Origin of the sequence: Kribbella caucasensis (assembly GCF_004361855.1) — a bacterium.
GTDB classification, from domain to species: Bacteria; Actinomycetota; Actinomycetes; order Propionibacteriales; family Kribbellaceae; genus Kribbella; species Kribbella caucasensis.
In genome coordinates this window covers 669,534-696,181 of sequence record NZ_SNWQ01000002.1, presented here as the reverse complement: position 1 = coordinate 696,181, position 26,648 = coordinate 669,534, and the positions used below count along the sequence as shown (strand labels likewise).

At 68.2% G+C, this 26,648-nt stretch carries 26 protein-coding genes and 3 pseudogenes; 10 read left to right on the top strand and 19 right to left on the bottom strand.

All coding sequences use genetic code 11. The annotated features are described in order from the left end of the window. Window positions 1–73: 73 nt before the first annotated feature. The gene (locus EV643_RS07345; protein ID WP_133799184.1) at window positions 74–1,162 is read right to left on the bottom strand and encodes an AfsR/SARP family transcriptional regulator; all 1,089 of its coding nucleotides are present in this window, start codon (window positions 1,160–1,162) and stop codon (window positions 74–76) included. Window positions 1,163–1,260: 98 nt separating this feature from the next. Here EV643_RS07345 and EV643_RS07340 point away from each other — a divergent pair, with 98 nt between their 5' ends. The 3 genes from EV643_RS07340 to EV643_RS07330 are packed head-to-tail and all read left to right on the top strand — an operon-like array spanning window position 1,261 to window position 2,383. Continuing rightward, on the top strand, window positions 1,261–1,515 hold the full coding sequence (locus tag EV643_RS07340) for a nickel-binding protein (RefSeq protein WP_133799183.1): 255 nt from the start codon (window positions 1,261–1,263) through the stop codon (window positions 1,513–1,515). Window positions 1,516–1,536: 21 nt separating this feature from the next. Further along, window positions 1,537–1,920: a hypothetical protein gene (locus EV643_RS07335; RefSeq protein WP_133799182.1), complete on the top strand. Its 384-nt coding sequence runs from the start codon at window positions 1,537–1,539 to the stop codon at window positions 1,918–1,920. A 28-nt stretch (window positions 1,921–1,948) separates the two neighbouring features. Further along, the gene (locus tag EV643_RS07330; RefSeq protein WP_133799181.1) at window positions 1,949–2,383 is read left to right on the top strand and encodes an SRPBCC family protein; all 435 of its coding nucleotides are present in this window, start codon (window positions 1,949–1,951) and stop codon (window positions 2,381–2,383) included. A 179-nt stretch (window positions 2,384–2,562) separates the two neighbouring features. Here EV643_RS07330 and EV643_RS07325 read toward each other — a convergent pair whose 3' ends face one another. The 11 genes and pseudogenes from EV643_RS07325 to EV643_RS07275 form a co-directional block, all read right to left on the bottom strand. Then, window positions 2,563–2,886 (bottom strand): DUF2469 domain-containing protein, encoded by a 324-nt coding sequence (locus EV643_RS07325; RefSeq protein WP_012922325.1) that lies wholly within the window; start codon window positions 2,884–2,886, stop codon window positions 2,563–2,565. A gap of 76 nt (window positions 2,887–2,962) precedes the next feature. Next, complete coding sequence (locus EV643_RS07320; protein WP_133799180.1) at window positions 2,963–3,661, bottom strand: ribonuclease HII; 699 nt, start codon at window positions 3,659–3,661, stop codon at window positions 2,963–2,965. A gap of 340 nt (window positions 3,662–4,001) precedes the next feature. Further along, on the bottom strand, window positions 4,002–4,772 hold the full coding sequence (lepB, locus tag EV643_RS07315; protein WP_133799179.1) for a signal peptidase I: 771 nt from the start codon (window positions 4,770–4,772) through the stop codon (window positions 4,002–4,004). Next, complete coding sequence (lepB, locus tag EV643_RS07310) at window positions 4,769–5,416, bottom strand: signal peptidase I (protein ID WP_238165417.1); 648 nt, start codon at window positions 5,414–5,416, stop codon at window positions 4,769–4,771. Before lepB (EV643_RS07310) ends, lepB (EV643_RS07315) begins: the two co-directional genes overlap by 4 nt. A gap of 120 nt (window positions 5,417–5,536) precedes the next feature. Further along, window positions 5,537–5,896, bottom strand: coding sequence for a 50S ribosomal protein L19 (gene rplS / locus EV643_RS07305; protein WP_133799177.1), 360 nt, complete (start codon window positions 5,894–5,896; stop codon window positions 5,537–5,539). Window positions 5,897–6,050: 154 nt separating this feature from the next. Continuing rightward, window positions 6,051–7,250 carry a tRNA (guanosine(37)-N1)-methyltransferase TrmD gene (gene trmD / locus EV643_RS07300; protein ID WP_133799176.1) on the bottom strand — a complete coding sequence of 400 codons (1,200 nt, stop codon included), beginning with the start codon at window positions 7,248–7,250 and terminating at the stop codon, window positions 6,051–6,053. Then, window positions 7,250–7,798: a ribosome maturation factor RimM gene (gene rimM, locus EV643_RS07295; RefSeq protein WP_133799175.1), complete on the bottom strand. Its 549-nt coding sequence runs from the start codon at window positions 7,796–7,798 to the stop codon at window positions 7,250–7,252. Before rimM ends, trmD begins: the two co-directional genes overlap by 1 nt. A gap of 97 nt (window positions 7,799–7,895) precedes the next feature. Then, the gene (locus EV643_RS07290) at window positions 7,896–8,147 is read right to left on the bottom strand and encodes an RNA-binding protein (protein WP_133799237.1); all 252 of its coding nucleotides are present in this window, start codon (window positions 8,145–8,147) and stop codon (window positions 7,896–7,898) included. Between the two features lie 149 nt (window positions 8,148–8,296). Then, a pseudogene (gene rpsP / locus EV643_RS07285) lies at window positions 8,297–8,734 on the bottom strand (30S ribosomal protein S16); the annotation flags it as partial. 178 nt (window positions 8,735–8,912) lie between these two features. Further along, entirely contained in the window at window positions 8,913–10,301 is a 1,389-nt protein-coding gene (locus tag EV643_RS07280; protein ID WP_133799173.1) for a 6-phospho-beta-glucosidase, read from the bottom strand. Beyond that, window positions 10,298–11,080, bottom strand: a complete 783-nt coding sequence (locus EV643_RS07275) for a DeoR/GlpR family DNA-binding transcription regulator (RefSeq protein ID WP_238165416.1) — start codon at window positions 11,078–11,080, stop codon at window positions 10,298–10,300. The genes EV643_RS07280 and EV643_RS07275 overlap by 4 nt, the downstream gene beginning before the upstream one ends. Before the next feature lie 95 nt (window positions 11,081–11,175). On the opposite strand from EV643_RS07275, the gene EV643_RS07270 reads away from it, so the two are divergent. From EV643_RS07270 to EV643_RS07255, 4 genes are read left to right on the top strand one after another with little or no spacing between them, the layout of a single operon-like run. Further along, window positions 11,176–12,192, top strand: coding sequence for a carbohydrate kinase family protein (locus EV643_RS07270; protein WP_133799172.1), 1,017 nt, complete (start codon window positions 11,176–11,178; stop codon window positions 12,190–12,192). Window positions 12,193–12,196: 4 nt separating this feature from the next. Further along, window positions 12,197–13,483, top strand: a complete 1,287-nt coding sequence (locus EV643_RS07265; RefSeq protein ID WP_166665335.1) for an ABC transporter substrate-binding protein — start codon at window positions 12,197–12,199, stop codon at window positions 13,481–13,483. Next, window positions 13,480–14,430: a carbohydrate ABC transporter permease gene (locus EV643_RS07260; RefSeq protein WP_238165415.1), complete on the top strand. Its 951-nt coding sequence runs from the start codon at window positions 13,480–13,482 to the stop codon at window positions 14,428–14,430. Before EV643_RS07265 ends, EV643_RS07260 begins: the two co-directional genes overlap by 4 nt. Continuing rightward, window positions 14,430–15,254, top strand: coding sequence for a carbohydrate ABC transporter permease (locus EV643_RS07255; protein ID WP_133799234.1), 825 nt, complete (start codon window positions 14,430–14,432; stop codon window positions 15,252–15,254). The genes EV643_RS07260 and EV643_RS07255 overlap by 1 nt, the downstream gene beginning before the upstream one ends. 3 nt (window positions 15,255–15,257) lie before the next feature. Here EV643_RS07255 and EV643_RS07250 read toward each other — a convergent pair whose 3' ends face one another. Genes EV643_RS07250 through EV643_RS07240 form a run of 3 tightly spaced genes read right to left on the bottom strand, consistent with a single transcriptional unit; the run spans window position 15,258 to window position 19,376 of the window. Then, window positions 15,258–15,908: a maleylpyruvate isomerase family mycothiol-dependent enzyme gene (locus EV643_RS07250; RefSeq protein ID WP_133799170.1), complete on the bottom strand. Its 651-nt coding sequence runs from the start codon at window positions 15,906–15,908 to the stop codon at window positions 15,258–15,260. Between the two features lie 2 nt (window positions 15,909–15,910). After that, the gene (locus tag EV643_RS07245; RefSeq protein WP_133799169.1) at window positions 15,911–18,991 is read right to left on the bottom strand and encodes a caspase, EACC1-associated type; all 3,081 of its coding nucleotides are present in this window, start codon (window positions 18,989–18,991) and stop codon (window positions 15,911–15,913) included. Between the two features lie 4 nt (window positions 18,992–18,995). Then, window positions 18,996–19,376: a hypothetical protein gene (locus EV643_RS07240; protein WP_133799168.1), complete on the bottom strand. Its 381-nt coding sequence runs from the start codon at window positions 19,374–19,376 to the stop codon at window positions 18,996–18,998. A gap of 142 nt (window positions 19,377–19,518) precedes the next feature. On the opposite strand from EV643_RS07240, the gene EV643_RS07235 reads away from it, so the two are divergent. The 3 genes from EV643_RS07235 to EV643_RS07225 are packed head-to-tail and all read left to right on the top strand — an operon-like array spanning window position 19,519 to window position 21,857. Beyond that, window positions 19,519–19,713 (top strand): NfeD C-terminal domain-containing protein, encoded by a 195-nt coding sequence (locus tag EV643_RS07235; protein WP_133799167.1) that lies wholly within the window; start codon window positions 19,519–19,521, stop codon window positions 19,711–19,713. A gap of 22 nt (window positions 19,714–19,735) precedes the next feature. Beyond that, entirely contained in the window at window positions 19,736–21,088 is a 1,353-nt protein-coding gene (locus tag EV643_RS07230) for a flotillin family protein (RefSeq protein WP_133799166.1), read from the top strand. 40 nt (window positions 21,089–21,128) lie between these two features. Continuing rightward, window positions 21,129–21,857 carry a peptidoglycan DD-metalloendopeptidase family protein gene (locus EV643_RS07225; protein ID WP_238165414.1) on the top strand — a complete coding sequence of 243 codons (729 nt, stop codon included), beginning with the start codon at window positions 21,129–21,131 and terminating at the stop codon, window positions 21,855–21,857. A 67-nt stretch (window positions 21,858–21,924) separates the two neighbouring features. Here EV643_RS07225 and EV643_RS07220 read toward each other — a convergent pair. The 4 genes and pseudogenes from EV643_RS07220 to EV643_RS07205 form a co-directional block, all read right to left on the bottom strand. After that, window positions 21,925–22,896 (bottom strand): annotated as a pseudogene (locus EV643_RS07220) (S1 family peptidase); the annotation flags it as partial. 311 nt (window positions 22,897–23,207) lie between these two features. Then, a pseudogene (locus EV643_RS07215) lies at window positions 23,208–23,844 on the bottom strand (LuxR C-terminal-related transcriptional regulator). A 132-nt stretch (window positions 23,845–23,976) separates the two neighbouring features. Then, window positions 23,977–25,350, bottom strand: a complete 1,374-nt coding sequence (locus EV643_RS07210; protein ID WP_133799163.1) for an N-acetylmuramoyl-L-alanine amidase — start codon at window positions 25,348–25,350, stop codon at window positions 23,977–23,979. Window positions 25,351–25,538: 188 nt separating this feature from the next. Next, window positions 25,539–26,633, bottom strand: a complete 1,095-nt coding sequence (locus EV643_RS07205) for an amidohydrolase family protein (protein WP_133799162.1) — start codon at window positions 26,631–26,633, stop codon at window positions 25,539–25,541. Window positions 26,634–26,648: the final 15 nt, after the last annotated feature.

Below are 26,648 nucleotides of genomic sequence, written 5' to 3'. Positions count from 1 at the left end.
ATGGATCAACAGACCAGCACCGACACCCCAGAAGGAAACCGACACAAAACTAGCCGCCTAACTCACGCTGGCCTCATCCGCCTTGACAAATTCCGGGCAGGGCGAGAACCCGCTGTCGGGCCTGATCGGCGGCCAAGACAGCCCTGAGCGGGTCGTCATCATGTGCGGACGGCAGGCCGAACCACCCGATGACTACGCCGCTGACGGACTCCTCGATGCGAGCTCCGTTGCTGCTCAGCGCTTCGGTGACCCGCGCCAGCGACTCCGCGGCGATGGTCTCCCCCGCTTCAGGGTCGATGCCAGCATCGGTGGGCGTCACATCGACGAACAGGACAGTCACGGTTTTGCGCTCGCTGGGGAGCCAGGTAGAGGCCTCGGCTCGGCGGGGGACGGAGGGAGCGGGCGCATCGAGGGCGGGGTCCTGGTTCAGGATCCGTTCGTGCAGCGTCCGTAGTTCTGGTCCGGGTTCCAAGCCGAGTTCGTCGATCAGCGTCTGGCGAGTCTGCTGGTATGCCTGCAGGGCGTCGGCCTGCCGACCGGCCCGGTAGAGCGCGAGTACCAGCTGCTCGCGTAGGCGTTCGCGGTACGGGTTGTCTGCGATCAGGTCCTCGAGCTGCGGTTCCAGCTCGACGTGCATTCCGGTGTCGAGTTGGGCGCTGATGAGGGCCTCGCGCGCGGCCAGCCGGTGTTCTTCCAGGGCGGCGATGGCGGCTTGGGCGAACGGCTCATAGGCCACATCCGACAAGGCTGGTCCTCCCCACAGGTCCAGTGCCTGTTCCAGCGTCGCCATGCGTTCGGCTCCGTCGAGGTCACGAGCGGCCTTGACCAGGTCGTGGAACCGGTTGGCGTCGATTGCGCTCCGCGGTACAGCCAGGCGGTAGCTGTTTCCCGCGGTCTCGAGGGCGGTGGCGCCGAGGGCCTTGCGGAGTTTCGAGACGAATCCCTGGAGCACAGTCTTCGCGGTTGCCGGAACCTCATCTCCCCACAGGGCGTCGATCAGCCGCTCGGCGGGGATCGCTTGGCCGACCTGCAGGGCGAGAATCGTCAACAGGCTGCGGGCGCGTCCGCCGGGAACGTCAACGGCCCTGCCCCCTCGACACACCTCGATCGGTCCGAGCAGGCGGACGTCGAGGTCGGCCGGCCCGCCGTCCTGAGTGCCCACGTCCCGACTCTACGTGCCATTCAGTCGGTCTTAGTGAAGTTCTAGCGGGCTCAAAGATGATCGGCGAAACAGGTCACACGCACTGAAGGAGGAGTGCCATGCCGCTCTATCTGGACATCCACGAGCTGGCTCCCGAGGGGCTCACGCTCGAGGCGCTGGAGCGGGCCCACCAGGTCGACCTGGACCACCAGGCCAAGCACGGCGTCACCTTCCAGCAGTACTGGGTCGGTCTTGCGGCAAGGAAGGTCTTCTGCCTCGTCGAGGCTCCCAGCGCCGAGGCCGCGGCAGCCGTCCACCGCGAGGGGCACGGGCTCCTCGCCAACCGCATCTACGAAGTGGTCGAGGGCCACTGAGCACACCGGAAGGGAACAGCAATGTCCACAGCATTCATCTACACAGGTACTTACAAGGTTCGTGACGGTCGTTTCGAGGACGCCCGGCAGAAGCTCGCGGAGCACACCGAGTTCATCGAGGCGAACGAGCCACGCCTGGTTGCCTTCCATGTCTTCACCGACGAGGCAGCCGGGACGGTGTCGATCGTGCAGGTCCACCGCGACCCCGAGTCGATGGAGTTCCACATGAAGTTGGTCGCCGAGCACATCAAGGCGGCGCTCAACGACTACCTGGGCGAGACCGTGAGTACCCACGTCTATGGCGGAGCCGGTGCGCCAATTGTCGACACCATCCGTCAGTACGACCCGGACACCAACGTGGTGACCGAGCACCTGGCCGGTTTCACCCGCACGACGGCCGCTTGATGCAACACTCGATCTGGAGGACAGCGACATGATCAGCTGGGAAAGCAGCACGTTCATCGCCAGGCCGGCGGAGGAAGTCTTCGCGTACGTCGCGGACGTGCGCAACGATCCGAACTGGCACAAGGACGTCCAGTCAGCGACCGTGATCAAGGGCCACGGCCAACTCGGTGAGGGCACCGTCTTCGACGTGAAGGCCAAGGTCTCCGGCACCGAGGAGATCATCGCCTACGAGGCCCCGCACAAGGTCGTCCTCAAAGGCGGCGACATGGGGAAGATGGTTCCAACCGACATCCGCACGATCGAGCCGGTCGACAACGGGGTGCGGCTCACCCGCCACGTCGACCTCGACGCAAGCGGCTTCATGGGTTGGATGACGAAGCGGATGCTCCGCATGATCACCAAGCGCAACGACCAGTTCGTCGAGAACCTCAAGCAGGTCCTCGAACGATCTCGGCCTGCTTGACCCATGTCCGCAACGCCTCCGGCTGCACCCCGAGCGGGTCAGCGCCCACACCCTGCGGAACACTGCTGCGATGCGGCTGCTCCACGCCGGAGCCCCCTACTGCGGCCAGGCTGACCGACCGTGGGCAGGGCGCATGCCAGCGGGCGCCCGGGTCAGCGGGCGCGGCGTGGGCGGGTGAGTCAGCGGCCGAAGTCGGAGTCTTTGGGGACTTCCAGATCGGACTTGGCGAGTTCTTCGATGTTGACGTCGCGGAAGGTGACGACCTTGGCGTTCTTCACGAAGCGGGCCGAGCGGTAGACGTCCCAGACCCAGGCGTCGGCCATCGTCACCTCGAAGTACACGTCACCGCCCTCGGTCCGGACCTTCAGGTCGACCGCGTTGCATAGGTAGAAGCGCCGTTCGGTCTCCACGACGTACTTGAAGATCCCGACGACGTCCTTGTACTCCCGATAAAGCTGCAGCTCCATATCGGTCTCGTACTTCTCGAGGTCGTCAGCGCTCACGCCTTCACCTCGCTGGCGCTCGGCTCCGGCGAGAGCGCTAAGGCGGCTGTGTTGTTTGTTCGCTCGCTGCGCTCGCTCATCGGCTCTCCACTCCGGTGGGACTGGTCACATTCTGTCCCATGTCGGTCCGCATACTGCGGCGGACATTCTCGAACCGCCGTCGATGTTGTGGACACGGACCGTATTGGTCCAATGCCGCCTGGTGTTCAGGGGTGCAGTATCCCTTGTGCACCGCGAAGCCGTACTCGGGGTACACCTTGTCCCAGTGCTCCATCACCCGGTCGCGGGTCACCTTGGCGATCACGGAGGCAGCGGCGATGCACGCGGCAACGCGGTCACCCTTCCAGATCGCCAGGCCAGGAACGCCGAGGCCGTCCACCCCGAAACCGTCGGTCAGCACGTACTGCGGGCGCACGTCGAGCCGGAACAGGGCCCGGCGGAGCGCCTCTACGTTGGCGACGTGCATGCCGAGACGGTCGCATTCGGCCGCCTCGATGGAGACGACGGACCAGGCGAGGGCGCGCTTGCGGATCTCGTCGTAGCAGCGTTCGCGGGCCTTCGCGGTCAGCAGCTTGGAATCTGCCAGCTCAGGTATCTGCCCGCGCTTGCCGTCGGGCAGGATCACCGCAGCCGCGACCAGCGGGCCGGCGCACGGTCCGCGCCCAGCCTCGTCCACACCCGCAATCGGATCCAGCCCAACCCGGCGCAAGGCCCGCTCATACCCGTACAACCCAGCATCCCGCCGGATGGTGCTCCCCCGAGGCAACACACTCATCGCCCACCCCGCTTCCGAGCCCCCAAGAGCTCCGAGGCAGACACTGGCACGTAGCGCGGCGCGAGCAGGAGCAGGGCGCGCTGGCGCGGAGCGCGCTCGTGTGCGAGCGGCCACGGGTTGGGCCGGGGCAGCGCGAGCTGGCGCGGGGCGTGCTCATGGGCGGGCGGCCGGGTGGTTGGCCGGGTCGTGGTTGCGGTTGGGGGCGGGGTCATTGGTGCCTCCGCCGGGTGTTGGTCAAGCTTCGGTCCCCACAGTCGGTTCCGCGGATATCTGTCGAACCCAGCTCACTCCAACGTCCCGCCGCGCTCAAGTCCACTCGACACACAGGCGAGGGCTCCGCTCACTTGGGAGGTGAGGTGAGGGAGATCGAGGGTTTGGCGGGTGGTGGGGAGGCGGCGGCGGGGATGTTCTTGAAAGTCTCCGGGACGCCGAGCTTCGCGAAGTTGCTGGCCGGCCACACGACCAGGATGGCCTGGCCGGTGATCTTGTCCAGCGGGACGAAGGCGGCGTCGCCGGGGGAACCACCGTCGGGGCCGGTGTCGCTGAGGTGGACGCGGGAGTCGCCGGACTCGGACCGGTGGTCGCCCATCACGAAGACCTTGCCGGCCGGGACGGTGACCTGGAACTCCATCGCCGACGGGGCGTCACCCGGGTACAGGTAGGCGGTCTCCTCGAGCGGCTGGCCGTTCACCAGCAGCCGGCCCTTGGAGTCGCAGCAGGCGACCTTGTCGCCGGGCATGCCGATCAGGCGCTTGATCAGGTGACCGTGGCTGGAATCGGGCAGCAGGCCGACGACCTCGAAGAAACGGCCGATCGAGCCGCGCTTCTGGCCGCTCTCCTCGGCGCCGAGCCAGCCGCCCGGGTCCTCGAAGACGACCACGTCGCCACGATTGACGTCGGTGATCTTCTCCACCACGACCCGGTCGCCGACCAGCAGGGTGTTCTGCATCGACTCACTCGGGATGATGAACATCTGGCCGACGAAGGCCCGCAGGATCGACGAGACGATGAGAGCACCGACCACGATCAGCACGAACTCGCGGGCGGCGGCCGCGAGGCCCGACCGGTGGGCGGACTTCTTCTCTTTCGTCGCTGTCGGTGTCTCAGTCACTTCTTCAGCCCCGGCTTCTTGAAGGTTTCCGGAGGACGCAGCATCGTCATCCGGTCAGACGGCCAGATTACGCAACAGGCACGGCCAACCACGTTGTCGACCGGAACGAACCCGCCGCCGGGGCCACCCATGTGTGCCCGCGAGTCGGCCGACTCGGCCCGGTTGTCGCCCATCACCCATAGCGAACCAGCCGGCACAACCACGTCGAACGGCTGCAGCGACGGTTTGGCGTTCTCGAGCAGGTACTCCTGCTCGTCCAGCGGGATCTTGTTGACCATGATCCGGCCGGACCGGTCGCAGCAGATCACCCGGTCGCCACCGATACCGATCACCCGCTTGACCAGGTGACCCTCACCGCTGCGCGGCAGGATGCCGACGAACTCGCCCAGGCGGCGGAACGGGCCGGGAGCCTTCTGTTCCTCGTTCAGCCAGTTGCCGGGGTCCTTGAAGACGATGATGTCGCCGCGGTCGACGTCACGTTGCAGATAGCTGATCTTCTCGGCCAGGATCCGGTCGTTCGTGGTCAGCGTGTCGTACATCGACTCCGAGGGGACGTAGAACGCCTCGGCCACGAACAACCGCAAAACGACCGTGATGACCAGGGCGAGCGCTGTCACCGTGGTCATCTCGACCAACAGGCTCATCAGCGGATTACGCTGTTTGAGCCTGCGATGCCGTCCCTTGCTGCGACGTGCCCTCTTGGCTACCGGGCGAGCTCGAGTCGCAGTGCTCGGCGCCATACCTGACCGTCGTCGCTAGGACGCTCAGGAGGCCGGGACGTCCCGCTTCTCCTTGATCTTGGCTGCCTTGCCGCGCAGCTCGCGCAGGTAGTACAGCTTGGCGCGGCGGACGTCGCCGCGGGTGACGACCTCGAGCTTCTCGACGATCGGGGTGTGCACCGGGAAGGTGCGCTCGACACCGACGCCGAAGCTGACCTTGCGGACCGTGAAGGTCTCCTGCAGGCCACCACCCTGCCGGCGGATCACTACGCCGTGGAACACCTGGACGCGGGACCGGTTGCCCTCGACGACCTTGACGTGCACCTTGACGGTGTCACCGGGCCGGAAGGAGGGGATGTCGTCGCGCTTGCTCGAGTTGTCGAGCTCGTTCAGGATGTTGCTCATCAGGTGTTCACTTTCTCCGCGCGTGCCACAGGTCACCCACGAAACTCAGGTGGGATGTTTCGAAGATGCCGCCGATCGGTGGTCACCCCCTGTGGCAGGAGCACCGAATGGCAACAGCGACCAAGTTTGCCACACGGCAGCGGTCGCGACGAAATCAGCGTCGGCGCCGCCGCTTGGCGAGCAGGACCAGCTCGACCTTCGCCGTTTGTTGCTCCCGCCTCACCTCACGGTAACCGGCCTTGGTGTACAGGGCCAGGTTCCGCTCACTCAGCGCACCCGTGAACAGCTCGTACTGCGTGACGTCGGCCGGCGCGGTCTGTTCGGCGAACCGCAGTAGCCGGGCACCCACGCCCCGCCCCTGCCAGTCCGGCGCCACCATCAGCCGGCCGATCCGGGCCACAGCGCCGTCCACGGTCACCTGGACGGACCCGACGACGCGCGTGCCGGCCACTGCCTTCCACACCCCGCCCTGGGCGACCCGCTGGATACTCGTGTCGAGGTCCTCGACCAGCGGCGGGATGGTGAGGTCGCCGTACGCCTGCGCCTCCGACAGGAACGCCGCGAGCTGCAGAGCGTGGATCTCCCCCACATCGGCCAACGTCGCCGGCTGCATGTCCACCAGCGAGGCCGCGTCGTCCTTGCGCGACACGGCGTCGCCCCAGGCGGCCAACAGATCCGGCCGGCGCTCGGTGGTACGCAGTACAGACTGCTCGTGACGCCACTGGGCGATGAGGGCGTGGTTGCCGGACAAGAGCACATCCGGTACGTCATGGCCGCGCCAGGACGGCGGTTTGGTGTAGACGGGGTACTCGAGCAGGCCGTCGCCCGAGTGGGACTCCTCGGCCAGGGACTCCGGGTTGCCGATCACCCCGGGAAGCAGCCGGGCCACTGCCTCGACGATCACCAGTACTGCGACCTCGCCGCCGTTCAGCACGTAGTCGCCGATGGAAACCTCGTCCACCCGCATCCGCTCACCCGCGTACGACGCCACTCGCGCGTCGATCCCTTCGTACCGCCCGCACGCGAACGCAAGCCACGGTTCGGCCGCGAGCTCATACGCCATCGCCTGGGTGAACGGTCGGCCCGCGGGCGACGGCATGATCAATCGCGGCTGCGCGGGACCGTCCGCCGGAGCAACGGAATCCAGGGCCTCACCCCACGGCTCCGGCTTCATCACCATGCCCGCGCCGCCGCCGTACGGCGTGTCGTCGACGGTCCGGTGCCGGTCATGGGTCCAGTCGCGCAGGTCGTGCACCCGGACGTCCAGCAGCCCGCTCTTAGCCGCCTTGCCGACCAGACTCAAGTCCAGCGCGGCCAGGTACTCCGGGAAGATCGAGAAGACGTCCAGCCGCATCAGTCGGCGTCCACGTCCGCCGGGGTGACGTCCGCGCCCTCCGGGTCGAGCAGACCCGGGCGGTCGGCGACCACGACGTACCGGCCGCCCAGGTCGATCTCCGGAACCAGTTCCTCGACCAGGGGAACCAGTACGGCGTTCCCCGCGGGCCGGCGGATCTCCAGCAGGTCCTGGGACGGCAGGTGGACCACGTCGATGACCTCACCGGCCACCTCGCCCTCGGTGGTCCGCACGGCCAGGCCGATCAGTTCGCGGTCGTAGAACTCCTCCGGGTCCTCCGGCCGTTCGTCGTCGGACACCTCGGCCTGCAGCGACAGGTTCCGGAGCTGCTCGGCGGCGGTCCGGTCCGGGGCCTCGGCGAACTTCACCAGCAACCGCCCGCTGTGCCACCGGCTGGACTCGACCGTCAGCTTGCGCGGCGTCCGGGAGTCCGTGACCAGGATCGCGCCGTCGGCGAACCTCCGGTCCGGCTCGTCGGTCCGCACGACCATCCCGACCTCGCCCTTGATCCCATGCGCCCGGCCGATCCGGCCGACGATCACCAACACCGCACTGTCCCTCTCTGTCCCTGCAACTGACTTCTACTGAAGATAGGCCGGAGGGCCGCACCCGTGTGGGTACGGCCCTCCAGGAAGTACTTCGAGTTCAGCGGCGCGGGCGCCGGTTGAGCTCGTCGACGAAGTCGATCCGGAGCGAGGACTCGGAGCTGAGCGCCCCGACCACGGTACGGATCGCGGTCGCCGTCCGGCCGTTGCGGCCGATCACCTTGCCGATGTCGTCGGGGTGCACGTGCACCTCGAGGGTGCGTCCGCGCCGCAGGTTGCGGGACCGGACACTGACGTCGTCAGGGTTGTCCACGATGCCTCGGACCAGGTGCTCGAGCGCCTCGGTCTCCATCATGGTCAGGCCTTGGCGTCGTCGGCCGGCGCCTCGGCAGCGGCCTCAGCGGCAGCCTCGGCGGCCGGGGCCGCAGCGGCCTCGTCCTTCGCGGCGGCCTTGGCCTCGTCCTTGGTGTCAGCCTTGGCCTCGTCCTTGGTGTCAGCCTTCGCGTCGGCCTTGGTGTCAGCCTTCGCGGCGTCGTCCTGCTTCGGGGCCTTCTTGGCGGCCGCCTTCTTGGTCGTCACGGCCTCGGTCTTCAGAGTGCCGTGCGCATCGGCGAGCGCCTCGTTGAAGATCTCCTGCTTGTCCCGCTTCGGCTCGGCGACCCGCAGCGGCGCCGGGGCCGGCTCACCCTTGAACTTCTGCCAGTCGCCAGAAGCCTTGAAGATCGCGGTCACGGCCTCGGTCGGCTGCGCGCCGACGCCCAGCCAGTACTGCGCCCGGTCCGACACCACGTGGATGAACGACGGCTCGGTCTTCGGGTTGTACTTACCGATCTCCTCGATGGCGCGACCGTCCCGCTTGGTCCGGGCGTCCATGACGACGATGCGGTAGAACGGCGCACGCTTCTTGCCCATGCGCTTCAAACGGATCTTGACTGCCACGTTTGGGTGGTCTCCCTTGGAAATACAGAACGGGTGAGCGGTACGGACGTCGTGGGGACAACGGGTGACCACTCGAATGGGCCGGCCGGCACGTGGAGTTAGAGGGCTGCACGAAATCCAGACGGACTCAGCCTGACATTGTGCCAGATCCGCGGCCCTGGACCCAATCCCGTACAGATCACCTGAACGCCTGCAGATCCGGTAGGTGCTCGACGTAGCTGTCCAGTAACTGTCCCGCGGTGTTGACCGAGTCGATCAGCGGATGCCAGGCGAACGCTCGCAGCGCCGCCGACCGCGATCCCGACGCGGCGGCCTCGATCGTCGACCGCTCGACCGCCTTGACCGCGCTGACCAGTCCGGCCTGATGGTCGGTGAGCTGGGACACCGTGAGCGGACGAGCGCCGTTCGCGTCGACCGTGCACGGGATCTCGACCACCGCGTCGTCGTCCAGGTGCCGCAGCGTGCCGCGGTTGCGCACGTTCAGGATCAGCGAGGCCCGCTCGTTGTGCGCGATCGCCCGCATCAGCGACAGGGCGACCTGCTCGTACCCACCGGCCGACATGTCGCGCTCGTCCCGCTCCCCCGCGTCCGCGACGGCACGGCTTTCCACCATGTACGTCGACTCGCGCTCGGCTCGCGTCTTCTGCCACAGCTCCAACGCGTTCGCCGGGTGCTCGGCCGTCTCGGCGTAGAAGGCGGACTGCTGCTCCAGCAGGAACTTCCCCCGGGTCCGCTCCACCGACTGCACCGCGGCCAGCGTCTCCCGGGCGAAGTAGTAGTAGTGCAGATACTCGTTCGGGATCGCACCGAGTGTGCGCAACCACTCGACCCCGAAGAGCCGCCCTTCCTCGAATGCACCGAGCGCGGCCGGATCCGCGAGCAGCGCCGGCAGATGATCGACACCACCCGAGTGCAACCCGCGCAACCAACCGAGGTGGTTCAGCCCGGCGTAGTCGTAGAAGGCCTGCGAAGCGTCCAACCCGAGCGCGAGAGCAGCCCGACGCCCCAGCCCGGACGGCGAGTCGCAGATCCCGATCACCCGGTCGCCGAGGTACGGCAGCATCGCCTCGGTCACCATGCCGGCCGGGTTCGTGAAGTTGATGACCCATGCCTCGGGCGCCAGCGCAGCCACCCGCTTGGCGATGTCGACCGCGACCGGCAGGGTCCGCAACGCATACGCGATCCCACCGGCTCCGACGGTCTCCTGCCCCAGTACGCCGAGGTCGAGCGCGACCCGTTCGTCGATCGTGCGGCCCTCGAGCCCACCGACCCGGATCGCCGAGAAGACGAAGTCCGCACCGCGCAGCGCCTCGTCCAGATCGGTTGTCTCGGTGACCACCGGCGCTTCCCAGCCGTCAACTCCACCGGCAGCTGCACCCAATCCCGGGGCCCCACCAGGACCGAGCGCGGCCTGCTGCCGCAATACGGAACCTATCGACGACAACCGGGAGCGGTCGGTGTCGTAGAGAACCACGGACGTGATCCGGCCGACGCCTCGATCCGAGAGCAGGGCCTGATACACGAGGGGCACGCGGAATCCGCCGCCCCCCAGGATGGTCAGTCTCACGCCAGCACCACCTGAACCCCCGCCTCAGCCAATTGGGCCCGGGTCGCCTCGTCGGCGTCGGGCTCCGTCACCACCATCGTCAGCTCCCCCGGCTCGCACACCTTCGCGACACCGTGACCGGGGAACTTGCTCGCGTCCGCCAGCAGCACCACCCGGTCGGCCGCCTGGATCATCGCCCGCTTCACCGGGACCTCGATCATCGTGCTGTCCATCACCCGGCCGTCCGGGCGGACCCCGCTGGTGCCGAGGAACAGCGTGTTCACGTGTAGCTGTCGCAGGCTCTCCTCGGTCAGGTACCCGACCAGTGAGCGGTAGCTGCGCCGGACGAATCCGCCGAGGATGATCAGCTCGATCTGCTCGTCGTTCTGGAGCTCCTCGAGGACGGCGAGGTTGCTCGTCACCACCGTCACTGAGCGACCATGCAACTGTTTGGCAAGTTGCAGCGCCGTGGTGCCAATGTCGAGCAGGATCGATTCGCCATCCTCGATCAGCTCCGCCGCCTTCCGCGCTACCCGGTCCTTCTCGTCGGTCCGGACCGCGCTGACCTCGGCGAACGGCTCGTCCCCACCGTCGACGGCGAGCGCGCCGCCGTACACCCGGGTGAGCCGGCCCTGCTCGTGCAGGGACTCCAGATCGCGGCGGATCGTCGCCTCGCTGACCCCGAGCTGGGCAGCCAGCGCCTTCACGCCACCGGCCCCATCGGCCCGGAGTGCGCGAACGATCTGATCCTGACGCTGCTTCGGCAACACAGAGAGACCGTACCACGCAAAGTCCGTCATATTCACTCATTTCTTTGCGCAGCTATTGCGTACTCTGCTCAAGAGCTCCAAACTGACTGCACGAATTTGAGCGACCCTGCAGGAGTGTGCTGACGATGAGCGAGCTGGATGTGGTGGTGTCCGGCCTGGTCTTTCACGACCTGGTGCTCGGGCTGCCCACCCCGCCACGCCCCGGCACCGAGGTCTGGGCGACCGGCTCGAACGAGAGCCCGGGCGGGATCGCCAACTTCGCCGTCGCGCTGTCCCGGCTCGGTCTCCGGACCGGGCTGGCCGCAGCCTTCGGCGCCGACGACCTCGGCGACCGGGTCTGGTCCCGGCTCGCCGACGACGAAGGCATCGATCTGAGCCTCTCCCGCAGGCTCGCCGGTTGGCAGACCCCCCTCACAGTGGCCCTTGCCTACGAAGGTGATCGGGCACTGGTCACTCGGGGTACCCCTCCCCTGCTGTCGGCCGACGAGCTGATCACCGCGCCGCCGGCCGCCCGAGCCGTCGCCGCCCATATCGGACCCTGGCCGAACGATTGGTTGGCGAAGGCGAAGGCGGCCGGCAGCGTGGTTTTCGCGGATGTCGGCTGGGACCCGTCGGAGCAGTGGGACCCCGCCGTGCTCGACCAACTCGAGCACTGCGATGTGTTCCTGCCGAACGCTGCCGAGGCGATGCACTACACCCGCACCCACAGTCCGGCCGAGGCGCTCGTCCGGCTCGCCGAACTGGTACCGCTCGTCGTCGTCTCCAACGGTGCCGACGGCGCCCTGGCGATGGACGCCGGCACCGGCGAGCGGGTCGCGGTACCGGCACATCAGGTCCAGGCGGCGGACACCACCGGGGCGGGTGATGTGTTCGCCGCCGGGTTCATCGCGGCGACGTTGTGGGAGCTGTCGCTCTCCGAGCGGTTGCGGTTCGCATCCCTCGTGGCGGCGATCTCGGTGACCCGGCTGGGCGGCGCCGACGCGGCGCCGCGCTGGTCCGACCTCGCCGCCTGGCACCAAAAACACCCGGAAGACCAATCCCTCGCCGCGCTGCTCAGCGCGCACCACGACCGTGCAGTCAACGAGGCAGTCACCAGTGCAGTCAACGGAAGCGCCGATGGGCGCAACCAGTCAGAAAGGTAGAACCATGGAGCTCTCACGTCGTTCGCTGCTAGCAGGGGGCTTCGCGCTTGTCGGCGGCACAATGGTCGGCTGCTCGTCCGGTATGGACACCAGCGCCCCCGCCAAGACGAACGTGGCCACCACCCTGGTCCTGTGGTGCTGGCCGGGCGGTCTGGGCAAGTCGGTCCTCGACGAGACCATCACGCACTTCCCGGACCCGACGATCAAGTACTCCGAGATCGGCGGCGACTTCAAGCAGAAGCTGATCACCACCTTCAACGGCGGTACAGGGATCCCCGACATCACCGGTATCAAGGGCGAGGACATCGCCTCGATGCTGCCGCAGGCCAACCGGTTCGTGGACCTCAAGACGGTCGGCGCGGACGCGATCCTCGGCGACTACCTGGAGTGGAAGGTCAAGCAGGCGACCACGCTCGACGGCAAGGTGCTCGGCATCCCGATCGACATCGGCCCGACCGCGCTGTACTACCGCGAGGACGTGTTCACCAAGGGCGGCCTGCCCGGCGATCCGGCCAAGGTCGCGGCCGAGCTGAGCACCTGGGACGACTTCATCGCCGCCGGCGTGGAACTGCGGAAGGCGAACCCGAAGGCGCCGATCGTGTCCGACGCCACCGACTTCTACGACATCATCATCGGCCAGAACCCGACCCGGTACATCGACAAGGACAACAAGTTCATCGGCGACCAGGACCACATCCGCAAGGCCTGGGACATCTGCGTGAAGATGATGACCAGCAAGGTCGACGGCAAGACCCCGGGCGGTTCACCGGACTGGAACGCCGGGCTCGACCAGGGCACCGTGCCCGCGCTGGTCGGCGCCGCCTGGGTCGCCCTCGACGTGAAGGCCGCCTGCAAGACGAGCGTCGGCAAGTGGCGGCTGGCGCCGACCCCGAGTGGCCCGGCGAACTTCGGCGGCTCGTTCCTGACCATCACCAAGAACGCGGCCGACCCGGCGAAGGCGTTCGAGGTGATCAAGTACATGCTCAACGCTGACAACCAGGCCAAGGCGTTCGCGGACGCGCAGATCTTCCCGGCCACGCCGGCGGCGTACGACAAGCCACAGCTGAAGGCCGCGGACCCGTTCTTCGGCGGCCAGGTGCCGATCGAGGTCTTCGGCCCGGCCGCGAAGAACATCCCGGTCGCCTACGAGGCGCCGGCCGACTCCGCCGTCGCCCAGCCGTTCAAGGACGAGCTCAAGTCGGTCCAGTCCGGCGCCAAGGCGTCCGACGCCGCCTGGTCGTCCGCGGTCTCCAAGGCCAAGGCGATCGCCAAGCGGCAGGGGGTGCAGTGACCGGAACGGCGATTGCGCCGGCACCGTCGGCCGAACCACTGACCGGGCGCTCGTCCGGTCAGCGGAGCGGCCGGCGGGTCTGGTCGTACTGGCGGTTCTACCTGGCGCTGTCGCCGTTCTACGTCCTGTTCGCGGTCTTCGGGTTGTACCCGATGCTGTCCACGATCGTGCTGGCGTTCCAGCGCTGGGACGGGTTGAGCCCGCGGCGGTTCACCGGCCTGGACAACTTCCGGTTCCTGTTCGAGGACCCGACGTTCTGGCTGTCGCTGCAGAACACGGTCGTGCTGTTCTTCATGTCGACCATCCCGACGCTGTGTATCGCGCTGGTGCTGGCCGTGATGCTGCAGTCGGCCGTGCGCTTCACCGGGGTCTACCGGATCGCCTACTTCATCCCCAACGTCACCTCGCTGGTCGCGATGGCGATCTTCTTCAGCGCCGTGTTCAGCACCAACTTCGGCCTGATCAACGCCGGGCTGCGGTCCCTCGGCATCCCCGAGCAGGACTGGCTCGGCCAGCCCTGGGGGATCAAGATCGCGGTCTCGACGATGATCGTGTGGCAGTGGGTCGGCTACAACACCCTGATCTACCTGGCCGGTCTGCAGTCGATCCCGAAGGACCAGTACGAGGCGGCCAAGGTCGACGGCGCCGGTCCGGTCCGGACGTTCTTCTCGATCACGCTGCCGCAGATGCGGTCGATCGTGTTGTTCACGGTGATCATCTCGACCATCGGCGGATTGCAGACCTTCACCGAACCACAGGTGATGGTCGGCAACAGCGGCGGTACCGGGCAGAGCGGGATGACGGTCGTCCTGTACTTCTACCGGGCCGCGTTCCTCGACAACGACTACGGGTACGCCGCGGCGATCGCGCTCAGCATCTTCATGCTCGTGTTGTTGTTCACGGCAATCAACTGGCGGATCTTCCGGGTGAGGGGTGACGCGAAGTGATGCGCTACCGACTGCGCGGTATCGCGCTGCACGTCGTCCTGGTGTTCGCGCTCGTGCTGTTCATGTTCCCGTTCGCGTGGACCCTGATCATGGCGTCGAACAGCACGGCCGACATCTACCGGTTCCCGCCCAAGTTCACCTTCGGGGACCAGTTCGACGACAACGTCCGGCACGTGCTGGAGAACGTGGCGTTCTTCCAGTCGATGACGAACACCGCCGTGGTGGCGATCTCGACCACGGCGCTGGTGCTCTTCTTCGACTCGCTGGCCGCGTTCACCTTCGCCAAGTTCCGGTTCCCGGGCCGGAACGCCTTGTTCGTCATCCTGCTGGCGACGATGCTGCTGCCCGCACAGCTGGCCGCCGTACCGCAGTTCCAGACCATGGCGCTGCTCGGCTGGGTCGGTTCGCTCAAGGCGCTGATCGTCCCGGCCGCGGCCAACGCGTTCGGCATCTTCTGGATGCGGCAGTACTTCCAGAACTCGATCCACGACGAACTGGTCGAGGCCGCGACGCTGGACGGTTGCGGTTTCCTCCGGACGTACTGGCATGTGGCGCTGCCGTCGGCACGGCCGGCGCTGGCGTTCCTCGGCATCTTCACCTTCGTGGCGTCCTGGAACGACTACATGTGGCCGCTGATCGTGCTGACCAACCCCGACCATCTGACCCTGCAGGTCGCGCTGTCCCAGCTGAACCGCTCGCACGGCGTCGACTACAGCATGGTGATGACCGGCGCGCTGATGGCGATGGTCCCGTTGATCATCGTCTTCGCCGTCTTCGCCCGCCAGTTCATCAAGGGCGCGACGGAGGGAGCCATCCGCGGCTGAGGCTCAGTCGGGGCTGACCCTCGCGAAGAGCTGATCGGCGCCCGGGCCGGTCAGCTCGGAGCGCTCGATCGGGCGGCCGTTCAGCAGCCGAAGCAGGCACTCACCGGAGGCGTGTACCTCGGGGCCGTCGCCATGGGACCAGTCGTAGCCGATCGCAACCAACTTGAGGCCGGCCACCCGCTTACGGGTGCTGCCACCGACGACGACCGTCAACGGCCAGCGCAAACTCAGCGAGGCGTCCGCCGCCAGTCCGAACGCGGCTACCGGGACCGGCCGGGGCTTGCCCAACGGCCGCCTGATGTCGATGGCGTGCACCAGTGCCTCGATCAGGGCCGCCGGAATCGGTACGCCGGGAGGCGTGGCACCCGTCTCCGCGTTCTCCTTCAGTTGCGTGAGGATCGCGTCCGTCCCGCGACGCGCCCAGACCCTCGCGCTGTCGGCGCTGGCCTTGTTGATCCGGAAACCCGCCTTCGCCAGGCCGACCGCGGTCTGGGCTCGCGGCATGACCGGCGCCCAGGCGATGTGGGCGGCGACCTCTTGGACCGTCCACGCCCCACACAGCGACGGCGTCGACCAATCCTCCGGAGCGAGCGTCTCCAGGAACTCGATGAGTGCGAGACGCTCGCTGCGAATCAGCTCTGTCAGCTCCGCCATGACTACTCCCCCGCGGTCGGCTTGATTCGTAGTACCGGCCGCAGGCTCGACGCCAGGGCGGCAAGCAAGACGACATGGCCGCACAGCATCCCTGTGAAGTAATTGGGCGCCGCACTCACGCTGATGGGGTAGATCCCCGCCGCGATGAACAGCAGCAGGTACGACGCGGCCATGCCGACCGCCATTGCGGTGTCGGCCGCCGTCGTTGCCAGCAGCACCAGTGCGGCGGCGATGACCGGCAGCAGGAGTGCTAGGCCCCTCGTGTACGTCGTTGCGGACGAACCGTCCTCTGCGGGCACCAACTGCACCACCACCAGGAGAACGAACCCGGCGGCGAGCAAACTGCCCGTCAGTCGGTCGGGACGGCGATATGGCGACGCGAGGCGGGGGCCTGCGCTGCCCATGAGGAGGAGCAGCATCACGGTGCCGATCGCCAGTGATGCCGACCAGGGGTACACGTTGTCGTCGTACGGGATCCGGCCGCCGAGGATGACCACGCCCGCGGTCGCGAAGAGGGCGGCCGCACCGGCGGCGACACCCGCCGCGTAGGCCCCGACTCGTCCCGGACGCCACGCAACGGCCGCTCCGAGCAGGGCGATGATCGACGCTGCCAGGGTCCCGTCGGCGACGTGCCGGTAGAGGTCCGGTGTGCCGATGTCCGAGTTGTACCAGAGCTTGAGTTCGTCAGCGATTCCCTTCTGATTCACGTAGGCCAGGAGCAGGGCGCCGAGGCCGGCCACCACAGCTGCCACCGCTCGGTTACGCCTCAGCCAGTCGGTGATACTTGCCGGCACGGTCGGTTGCTCGATGCCGGTTTGCGGCAGCGGTCGCCCGGCCGCGTAGACGATTCCCACCAGCACCAGCACGCTGCCGACCGTGGCGCTGAGGAAGGCGGACCGCGAAGCGTCTGTGGTCAGGCCCCTGATGATGGAGACGATCCCGATCAGCACATACGTCGACGCCGTCGCGCTGAGCCACAGTCTTGCCGGGGCTTGTCTGGCTGCCAGAGCGGGCCACGCGACCGCGACCGTGACGATCGCATCCAGTGCAGCCAGCTTGGTGACATCAAGGAAGGCGTACCCGCTGTCCTGCTTGATGGCCGTACTCACGAGCAGCATGATGCCGCCGGCAATGACCAGAACCGCGGCTGGGATCGGTACCGGCCAGAGGTGCAGGCGCCCCGGCCCCAGCTGGACCAGCAGAACGGCCAACATGCCGACGGCGATCGCTGTCGCGGCGGTCCAGTTGCCGACTTCCTCGCCGGCGATGCGGCCGCCCAGGACCAGCATGCCGCCCTCGACGACGAAGGCCGCGCAGCCGGCGACCACACCCAGTACGAGCGGTGCCCCTCGTCCTGACCACCGGGCGACCAGACTCGCCACGAGCGCGCCTAGCGACGAGACGACCATCGTGTCGCCCCAGCTCCGGTACACGGACCACCCGGTCGACTCGTCGGACCACATCAGCCGCGAGTCCACCTCTCCCGGCCAGTTCACCAGCAGCAACACCAACGCACCGACGGTCAACGCACCGGCCACCCACCATGGAACCGCAACCGCGGCCGGTTCAGCAGTCAACGCCGCAACCCCCACCGGCCGCCCCACCTCCGAGACCGGCACGTGCTCAGGCGATGGCACCTGCTTGACAGGTGGTGCCTCCCCTGCGGGTGGCGCCTCGTCTGACACCGGCGCCGGCGGCTGGGGCTCAAGCGTGGACGGCGCTTCAGGCGTGAGCCGCTGCTCCGGTTCGGGCTCGGGTTCTGGTTCGGGTTCCGGCTGTGGCTGAGGTTCCGGTTCAGTTTCTGGTGGGGGTGGGGGCTGGGCTTCTGGTAGGTGCTTGGTTTCGGGGCCCTGCACCCTTACTGGGACCGTGTGCTCGCCGGTGGGGCCGGCGAGGATGATCGAGGCTTCGTGGGGGCCGGGTTCGGGCGGGTCGGCGGTCACCCGGATGACCGTGCCGATCTGCTCGACCCGGATCCATGGCACGGTCGACGTCGCCACCGCGGTGAGCGCGATCGGCGATCCCGCCAGGCGAAGCTCAGCCGGCGTGTCCCCGGCGCCGAGATCCAGCTCTTCCGGCGTTGCCCGGGGCAATGATTGGTCGAGCGCGCGCCGGGCCGCCTCGGAGACCTTCCGGCTGTCGTCGTCCACCATCCGGCCCAGCGCCTGCCACGCGGCGTACGCCTGTCCCAGGTCGGACTCGTGCGACTTCTCGCGGAGATAGTCGACGACGCCGAAGCGGGTCGCCGTCAGCGGGCTCTCCATCGCCTCGAGCAGTTCCGGGGCCAATGGAGAAGGCGTGATCCGGCGTACCCGGCTGCGGGCGATCAGCAGTTCGCCCTGCGACCCGAACGTCCACATCTGCGGGTTCTGGTTCGGCGTCACCCGGTGGACCCGATCGGTCACGTAGCCGACCAACTCGGTCAGACCGACCCACCCGTCTCCGTCCCGATCGGCCTCGCCCGTTGTCAGGCCATCGACCACCGCTCCGGTAAACACCGACGGCGTCGCCGCCGACGCATCGGTCGCGAGCTGACCACCTTCGAAGGCGTACTCCATTGCACTGGACGCCGTGACCACCACCCTGCCGCGCCCGCCGCCCACGCCTTCCTGCCCCGCGAACGCATCCCGCACCTGGGCCTCACCGGCCGCCCGGACGACCATCCCGCGCGGGAACGCACCGCCGTAACAACAGTCCAGGAACAACGCGATCCGCTGCGCCCGGCTGTCCGCCATCTGCCGGTTCACGAAGTCCGCGGCCACAGCGGTGGACGCCAGCCGGGTCGGCAAGGTGTCGGCGACCGCGAGGAACAGTTCGCCGGCCCCGTTCTTCAGCCCATGGCAGGAGAAGTGCAGCAGTAACAGATCCTCCGGCGCCCGATCCGCGAAGAAGTTCTCGACCGCGAACCGGATCGCCTGCGCCGACTCATTCCGCAGTACCTGGACCTCGAAGCCGCCGACCGACGGATCGGCCAGCGCCTCCGCCAGGGCGGCCGCGTCCTGTGCCGGAGCCACCAGCCGACGCAAACCGGGATCGTCGTACTGGTCGTTCGCCACGACGAGCGCGACACGTGAGCCGTCCATCTCATCAGTCCGTCGCCGAGTGCTTCTTCACCCAGGCGTCGACGAGCTGTTGCTGTACTGCGTCGCTGGCTCCGGTCAGCTCGATCACGTCCCCGTCGATCGCGATCTTCACCGTCCGCCCACTGCCGGACCTCTGCAGCCAGGCGCGCACCACCGCCACGACGGCGCCGACAGCCTGCAGGCCTGGCGCCAGCGAGACGGACAGCACGCCGGCGAGCGCGGCGAGGCCGCCTCGCGTCCCCTCCGGTGCCTCGCCCTCCCGGTAAGGCTCGACCGAGCGGACGTCGAGCGTCAGCAACTCCTGGCGCAGCTGCAGCGCCAGCTCCTCGAGCCGTGCGTCATCGGACCCGACTTCTTCCACCCCAACGCGAACCTCCGCGCCCATCACGCCTCCCCCATCCCCCAGGTCGTGTCGACTCTCCAAGGATGGGCTTGTGCCGCCTCGACCACAAGGCGTGACGTGATGTCGGCGCGGCCGGATAAGCTTCCGGAACTGCTGTGGATCGGTGTGCGTCGGAGGGGTCGACATGGTTGGCAAAAGGGGACGCGTGGTCGGGCGGGTCGGGCCTGGGATCGTCGGTGAAGTGATGCTGCCGGTCCGCGGTGCCACCGAGGCCTTCTACGCTTACCCCGCGGCCGACGAGGTGATCGAGGTGGGTACGCCGGTGGTGGTGGTCGACTTCGACCCACCCCGGACGGTCTACGTCGCTCGCGCCTTCTGAACACTCGTTCCCTGGAGGGGAAATGCTCTGGACGTACCTGATCATCGGTGCCGTCGGCCTGGTGGTCCTGCTCATCCTGTTCCGGATGGTCTGGCGGGTGGCGGAGCCGAACGAGGCGCTGATCATCTCCGGCCTCGGCGCGCACTCGAGCGCCGAGCAGATCAACGAGACCCTCGGCTTCAAGATCGTGGTCGGCCGCGGTACCGCCGTACTGCCGGGCTTCCAGACCGTACGGCGGCTGCCGCTGGACATCCGGGCCACCCCGCTGACGGTCACCTGTGTCTCCAGTCAGGGCATCCCCCTGCACATCAAGGGCGTCACGGCGTACAAGGTGGGCGACGACTACGGCTCGATCGCGAACGCGGCCCGGCGGTTCCTGGAGCAGAGCGACGAGCAGGTGATGAGCACCATCCACGAGCTGTTCGCGGGTCACCTGCGCGCGATCGTCGGTTCCACCACGGTCGAGGAGATGCTGCACGACCGGGAGACGCTGACCACGAACATCCGCGGCTCGCTGGCCGGTGACATGGAGAAGCTCGGCCTGGTGGTCGACTCGCTGCAGATCCAGGAGATCGACGACGAGTCCGGCTACATCAAGAACCTCGGCCGTCCGCAGGCCGCCGCCGTCGAGGCCGCGGCCCGGATCGCGCAGGCCGAGCGGGACCGGGAGGCGACCGAGCGCGAGCAGGTCGCCGCGGCGGCGAAGGCGGCCGCGGTCCGGCAGAGCTCGATCGCGCAGGCCGGGTACCAGGCCGAGGTCGACCAGGCGAACTCCAAGGCCCAGCAGTCCGGCCCGCTGGCCGAGGCGCTGGCCCGCCAGGAGGTCGTGGTCGCCGAGACCGAGACCGCCAAGCTGAACGCGTCGCTGGCCGAGAAGCAGCTGGAGTCGACCGTGCTGAAGCCGGCCGACGCCGAGGCGTACCGGCAGCGCACGCTGGCCCAGGCCGCCCGCGACGCGCAGATCGCGGCGGCCGAGGCGCAGGCCCGCGAGGTCACCCTGCGCGGTGAGGCGCAAGCGAAGGCCACCGAGCTGAACGGTAAGGCCGAGGCGTCCGCGGTGCAGGCGAAGGCGATGGCCGAGGCGGCCGGTATCAAGGCCCGGGCCGAGGCGCTGGCCACCAACACCGACGCGGTCGTCGCGCAGCAGCTCGCCGAGGCGTACCCGGAGATCGTGGCCGCGGCCGCCAGCTCGTTCGAGAAGGTCGGCAACATGGTCGTCCTGAACGGTGCCCAGGGCATCGAGGACACCCTGGTGAAGACCATCACCATGGGTGGTTCCGGGTTCGCGCTGGCCAAGCAGCTGATCGAGTCGCTCAGCGCCAAGCCGAACGGGCAGCAGCCCACCCTGGAGTCGGTCCCGGACGAGACGGCCTGACCTTTCGACCGTAGGTTAATCAGTCGGTGCCGCCACGCTGGTGGCGGTACCGACCGAGGCGCAGGCCGCGCCGAACTTCAAGGCCCCGTTCCCGTGTGGTCAGCGCTGGACCTACAGCCACCACTCGGCCGAGGTCCGGCTGGCTCTCGACTTCGTCCGCGCCGACGGCGGGACGACCAACGGCACTCCCGTACTCGCCTCAGCGGCCGGTACGGCGACCCGCCACTCCCAGCCCAGCGGAGCCGGCAACTACATCGTCATCGACCACGGCGGCGGCTGGAAGACGTACTACTTCCACCTCGCCGCGTACTCCGTCCCCAACGGCGCGGCCGTCTCCCAGGGCCAGCAGATCGGCACCACCGGCAGCACCGGCAACTCGTCCGGACCGCACATCCACTACGAGCAGCTGTACAACGGCGTCGGCCAGACGATCGTCATCAACGGCGGCTCGCTCGCGCCGTACCCGGGCTCGTACCACCAGAAGTACCTGACCAGCGACAACGGATGCGGCGGCGGTGGCGGTACGCCGTTCATGACCTGGGGCTCCGGAATTCGGGTCCGCTCCGACGCGTACCTGAGCTCACCGGTCGTCGGCACGATCCCTGGCCCGACCGAGGTCTTCGTGCTCTGCCAGAAGCAGGGCGACACCGTGACCGCCGAGGGCTACACGAACAACTGGTGGTCCAAGCTGCGCGACCAGGGCGGCTTCATCACCAACATCTACATCGACCATCCGGCCGCCCAACTCCCGGGCGTCCCGATCTGCTGAGCTGACAAGAAGCCCGGATCCGCCTTGTTCCAAAGGCGGATCCGGGCCTCCTTGTCGGGCACAGCTGCTATGCCGTGTGCAACGTGAGCCCGTAGGCGGACAGGATCTCGTTGACAGGCTGGAACCAGGTCTCACCGCCGCTGCTGCAGTTGCCCCAGCCGCCGGAGGTGACGCCCTGGGCCTGGTCGCCGGTGATGAACGAGCCACCGGAGTCGCCGCCTTCGGCGCAGACGCTGGTCTTGGTCGCGCCGTAGAACAGCTGGCCGTTGCCGTAGTTCACGGTCTCGTTCTTGGCCAGGATGTGGCCGCAGTGCCAGTGCGTGGTCGACCCGCTGCGGCAGACCGACGTACCGACCGGCGCCTCCCACGAACCGCGGACCAGGTGGTCGCTGACCTGACCCCAGCCGAGCACGACCGGGACGGTCCACCAACCGTTGCCGACCGAGACCCACGCGTAGTCGTTGCCGGGGAAGGACCAGCCGCGGAAGCTGCCCATGTCCGAGCCGTCCCAGCCGCGGACCGTGCCACTGCGACCGCAGTGGCCGGCGGTGACGAATCCGCCGTGCACGGAGAAGCCGATCGAGCAGCGGATGTTGCTGACGTAGTACGGGTCTCCCCCGACCGTGCCGGCGGCGAAGGTACGCGGCGCCTGGGCGGCTACCTCCCGGACGGTGACGGCGCCGGCCTTCGACACCTTGTTGACGAAAGCATCGACCGCGGCGGATCGCTTGCCTGCTTGGACGTTCACGACGACGCTGCCGCTCATCGGGTCGGCCGACCAGCCGCTGACGGCATCCGGCACAGCCTTGCCGGCCAGCTTGTCGACGGCAGCCTTCCGCTGATCGAGCTGCTTGGTCGACGCCGGTACTACGGACGCCTCGGCACCCGTTGCCCGTACCGCAGCCGCTGCCTTGGGGTTGGTGACCCCGACGATCAGCTTCTGCCGGGCGGCGTCGTACCAGACACCTCCGAAGGCGGACCCGGCTGCGCGCTGCGCGGTCGGCACCAGCTTGGTGGCGGCCGACTCGGCCGTCAGTCGTTCCTTCATCTGCCGCTCGGTCAGGCCGAGATCGTTCTGCATCGCGGCTGCCTGGCGCGGTACTGCGAGCTCCGAACCGGCGGGCGGCTGCTCCGGAGTTGTGGCCGCGACGGCCTGGCCGGGAACAGTGAGCATGGCGGCGACCACGGCGGTGGCCAACAGGACTTTCATGGGGACTCTCCTCACCTCGGGGCGGGTTGGTGCGGTGAGAGCGCTCTCGCGACACAGCGTCCTGGATCCGGCACAAACCGTCAAGACTTCGGTGCCGACGTTGTCAGAGCCCTGCCGCAGCGGAGGAGCTGGGCAAGCGGTTACAGCCCGAGGTGGGCCAGTACGGCGAGGACGCGGCGGTGACCGGAGTCGGTGGGTGGCAGGTCGAGCTTGAGGAAGACGTTGCCGACGTGTTTGTGGACCGCGCCCTCGCTGATCACGAGCTTCTCGGCGATCGCGGTGTTGCCGAGGCCCTCGGCCATCAGGGCGAGTACCTCGCGCTCGCGCGGGGTCAGGCGTTCGAGCGGGTTGCTCTTCTTCACCATCAACTGGCTGACCACTTCGGGATCCAGCACGGTCCCGCCCGCCGCGACCCGGTGGACCGCCTCCAGGAACTCGTCCACCCGGGAGACCCGATCCTTGAGCAGGTACCCGACCCCTCGCTGCCGGCGGCCAGCAACTCCGCGGCGTACACCTCCTCGACGTACTGCGAAAGACCAGCACGGGCAGACCTGGCCGAACCCGGCGGGCCTCGATCGCGGCGCGCAGGCCCTCGTCGGTGAAGGTGGGCGGCAACCGGACGTCGACGATCGCGATGTCCGGCGGATCGACCTCGACGGCCTTGGCGAAGGCGTCGGCGTCCTGAGCGACGGCGACGACCTCGAAGCCGGAGTTGCCGAGCAGCAGGCCGAGACCTTCGGCGAGGATCGGGTTGTCCTCGAGGATCACTACTCGCACGGCAGGATCACCTCGACCGTCGTCGGTCCGCCGATCGGGCTGGTCCCGTGGGCCGGCCTGCTGCACGCCTGAGGGCATGGCCTTGGGGGTCCCGGCAGCTGCGCCGGGACCCCCAAGGTCGGGGCGGTTCGGTCAGGTGCAGATCGGGACGCCCGGGAGTTGGGCGCTGGGGTGGTCGATGTAGATGTTGGTCATGTAGCCGCCCTGGTCGCGCAGCTTGGACCACCAGTTGTGCGTGACGCCCTCGGCGGTGACGGTGTCGCCCTGAACCTGGCAGACGACATACACCTGGGTCGGACCAGGCAGGGTGGTGACGATCGACGCGGACAACCTCGGCGCCGACCGGACCCGGACGCCGGTGCCGTAGGTGCTGAAGTTGTACTGCGGCGGCGGGTTCCCGTCATTCACCAGCTGCATGTAGTAGTTCCAGTTCCAGTGCGGACCCGGGTCGGTGTGGTCGTTACCGGGCACCTCGTTGTGACCGACGATGTGGGCCCGGTCCTTCGGGATGCCACGCCGGTCGGCGATGTTCTTGGTCAGCGCCGCGGACGCCCGGTACATCGCGTCGGTGAACCAGGACGGCTGGTCGACCCAGCCCTCGTGCTCGATCCCGATCGTGTACGGGTTGGCGCTGCGGACGTGCCAGGCGGTGTCCTTCTCCGCCACCATCTGGGTGATCTGGCCGTCGCTGGACCGGACCACGTAGTGCGCGCTGACCTGGGCCGACGGGTTCTTGAACCAGCTGATCGTGCCGGCATACGAGCCCTGGGTCACGTGGATGACGATCGTGGTGATCGCCGCGGTCCGGCCGACCCGGTAGTTGCTCGTGCTGGCCGCGTTCCAGATCGCGCCTGGGTAGTCCACCGCGGCGATCGAGGCCGGCGTCCTGGTACCCAGTGGGGCGACGTTCGCGTACTGGCCGCGGTCCGGGGTCACCTTCAGCGGCTTGGTGGAGACGCCTTCGGCCCCGACTCCGGTGCCGATGATCTTGTACACCTCGTCGGTGTAGAGCCGTGCGGTCGGGCCGTCCGCGGAGTGCGAGTACTGCGCGACGATCTCGTACCACTTGCCCGGATCCTTGCGGGCCTCGGCGGTGAGGCCGGCCTGGTCGGCGTACGAGTCGAGGACGGCGGCCGCACCGAGGATGTTGGACCCGGGGTCCTTGGCGAGCCTTTCGACACCGAGCCCGGTGAGCTTGGCCGCCTCCGACATGGTCGGGTTGGAGGGGTTGCTGACCAGGTGCATCAGGCCGTAGCCGTTCGCCTGGCTCGGTTGGCCGTCGTGGTCGTCGAGGTGGGATTCGGCGTACCCGATCCCGACGAGGAGCTCCCGCGGTACGTCGAACTGGCTGGCGGCGGTCCGGAAGGCGTCGGCCAGGCCGGGTGCGCTTGCGGGTTCGGGTGATTGGGCGGCGTTGCTCGGCATGGTGCCGCTGAGTGCGAGGGCACCGGCGGCCGCGGCTGCGAGCACCGCGGTCAGTCTGGGGATGCGGGCGGTCTTGCGCATGGCCGGATCCTTCCCCTGCTCCGTCCGCACGCGCCTCCCGCGACCGGACGTCCCACCGAGGGGCGTCGGCGGGTGCAGCTCACCGTAGGGGAAAATGTTCCCTCCATACCAGGGGTCAGGTGAACATCTTCCGGTCACGGCATGAACTTGCCTGGTCACGTATCGGTGATTCAGCCTTTGACGACGACTCAGCCTTTGACGACTCGGCCGCGCAGGACGATCAGCCGGGGGTGATCGAGTACGGCGGGATTCGCGCGCGGGTCCTCGTCGTACACGACCAGGTCCGCGGGCGCACCCGGCTCGAGCACCCCCGGTACGCCGAGCCACTCGCGCGCCGCCCACGAACCCGCGGCCAACGCCTCCTCCCCTGTCATCCCGATCTCGGTCAGCGCCTGGATCTCGGCCGCCACCAGACCATGACCGAGGACGCCGCCCGCATCGGTCCCGGCGTACACGGGCACGCCGGCCTCAACCGCGTTTTGTAGCGTTTCGTGCCGCCGGTCGAACAGGTCGCGCATGTGGGCGGCGTACTGCGGGAACTTCGCTTCGGCCTGGTCGGCGTACATCGGGAAGTTCTCCAGCTGGACGAGCGTCGGCACCACCGCGACACCGCGAGCGGCCATCTCGTCCAGCATTTCGGGCAGCAGGCCGGTGCCGTGTTCGAGGCAGTCGATGCCGGCGGCAAGCAGATCAGGCAATGCGTGTTCGCCGAAGACGTGGGCGGTGACGCGGGCGCCGAGCTCGTGGGCGCGGGCGATCGCGGCGTCGAGGACTTCGGCCGGCCAGCATGGGGTCAGGTCGCCGGCGTCCCGGTCGATCCAGTCGCCGACGAGTTTGACCCAGCCGTCCCCGCGGTGGGCCTCCTGCTCGACGTACGCGACCAGTTCGTCCGGCTCGATCTCCCAGCCGTAGTTGCGGATGTAGCGTTTGGATCTTGCGATGTGCCGGCCGGCCCGGATGATCTTCGGCAGGTCCTCGCGGTCGTCGATCCAGCGGGTGTCGGCGGCGGACCCGGCATCGCGGACGAGCAGCGCGCCGGCGTCCCGGTCGGCGATCGCCTGCTCGGTCTGGATCGCCTCGTCGACGGCTCCGCGCTGGTCCAGACCGATGTGGCAATGCGCGTCGACCAGGCCGGGCACGATCCAGCCGTCGGCGCAGATGGTGGTGACGTCGGCAGCGGTGGGCCGGTCGACAACCAGCCCACCGCTGAGGTGGATGTCCTGCCGCTCGCCGGCCGGCAGCACGATGCCGGCGAGCCTGAGTACCCCGGTTCCGGTCGTCATACCGCCGACCGTAAC

Bases quoted from the DNA above. Each gene is read 5' to 3' on its own strand.
- EV643_RS07335 (WP_133799182.1), top strand. From the start codon at position 1,537: ATGTCCACAGCATTCATCTACACAGGTACTTACAAGGTTCGTGACGGT.
- trmD (WP_133799176.1), bottom strand. From the start codon at position 7,250: ATGCGGCTGGACGTCTTCTCGATCTTCCCGGAGTACCTGGCCGCGCTG.
- EV643_RS07330 (WP_133799181.1), top strand. From the start codon at position 1,949: ATGATCAGCTGGGAAAGCAGCACGTTCATCGCCAGGCCGGCGGAGGAA.
- EV643_RS07275 (WP_238165416.1), bottom strand. From the start codon at position 11,080: ATGACGGACTTTGCGTGGTACGGTCTCTCTGTGTTGCCGAAGCAGCGT.
- EV643_RS07290 (WP_133799237.1), bottom strand. From the start codon at position 8,147: ATGGAGACCGAGGCGCTCGAGCACCTGGTCCGAGGCATCGTGGACAAC.
- EV643_RS07210 (WP_133799163.1), bottom strand. From the start codon at position 25,350: ATGCGCAAGACCGCCCGCATCCCCAGACTGACCGCGGTGCTCGCAGCC.
- EV643_RS07230 (WP_133799166.1), top strand. From the start codon at position 19,736: ATGCTCTGGACGTACCTGATCATCGGTGCCGTCGGCCTGGTGGTCCTG.
- EV643_RS07250 (WP_133799170.1), bottom strand. From the start codon at position 15,908: ATGGCGGAGCTGACAGAGCTGATTCGCAGCGAGCGTCTCGCACTCATC.
- EV643_RS07270 (WP_133799172.1), top strand. From the start codon at position 11,176: ATGAGCGAGCTGGATGTGGTGGTGTCCGGCCTGGTCTTTCACGACCTG.
- EV643_RS07245 (WP_133799169.1), bottom strand. From the start codon at position 18,991: ATGGACGGCTCACGTGTCGCGCTCGTCGTGGCGAACGACCAGTACGAC.
- rplS (WP_133799177.1), bottom strand. From the start codon at position 5,896: ATGAGCAACATCCTGAACGAGCTCGACAACTCGAGCAAGCGCGACGAC.
- EV643_RS07235 (WP_133799167.1), top strand. From the start codon at position 19,519: ATGGTTGGCAAAAGGGGACGCGTGGTCGGGCGGGTCGGGCCTGGGATC.
- EV643_RS07340 (WP_133799183.1), top strand. From the start codon at position 1,261: ATGCCGCTCTATCTGGACATCCACGAGCTGGCTCCCGAGGGGCTCACG.
- EV643_RS07255 (WP_133799234.1), top strand. From the start codon at position 14,430: ATGCGCTACCGACTGCGCGGTATCGCGCTGCACGTCGTCCTGGTGTTC.
- EV643_RS07240 (WP_133799168.1), bottom strand. From the start codon at position 19,376: ATGGGCGCGGAGGTTCGCGTTGGGGTGGAAGAAGTCGGGTCCGATGAC.
- lepB (WP_238165417.1), bottom strand. From the start codon at position 5,416: ATGAGCCTGTTGGTCGAGATGACCACGGTGACAGCGCTCGCCCTGGTC.
- EV643_RS07320 (WP_133799180.1), bottom strand. From the start codon at position 3,661: ATGAGTGTGTTGCCTCGGGGGAGCACCATCCGGCGGGATGCTGGGTTG.
- EV643_RS07265 (WP_166665335.1), top strand. From the start codon at position 12,197: ATGGAGCTCTCACGTCGTTCGCTGCTAGCAGGGGGCTTCGCGCTTGTC.
- EV643_RS07205 (WP_133799162.1), bottom strand. From the start codon at position 26,633: ATGACGACCGGAACCGGGGTACTCAGGCTCGCCGGCATCGTGCTGCCG.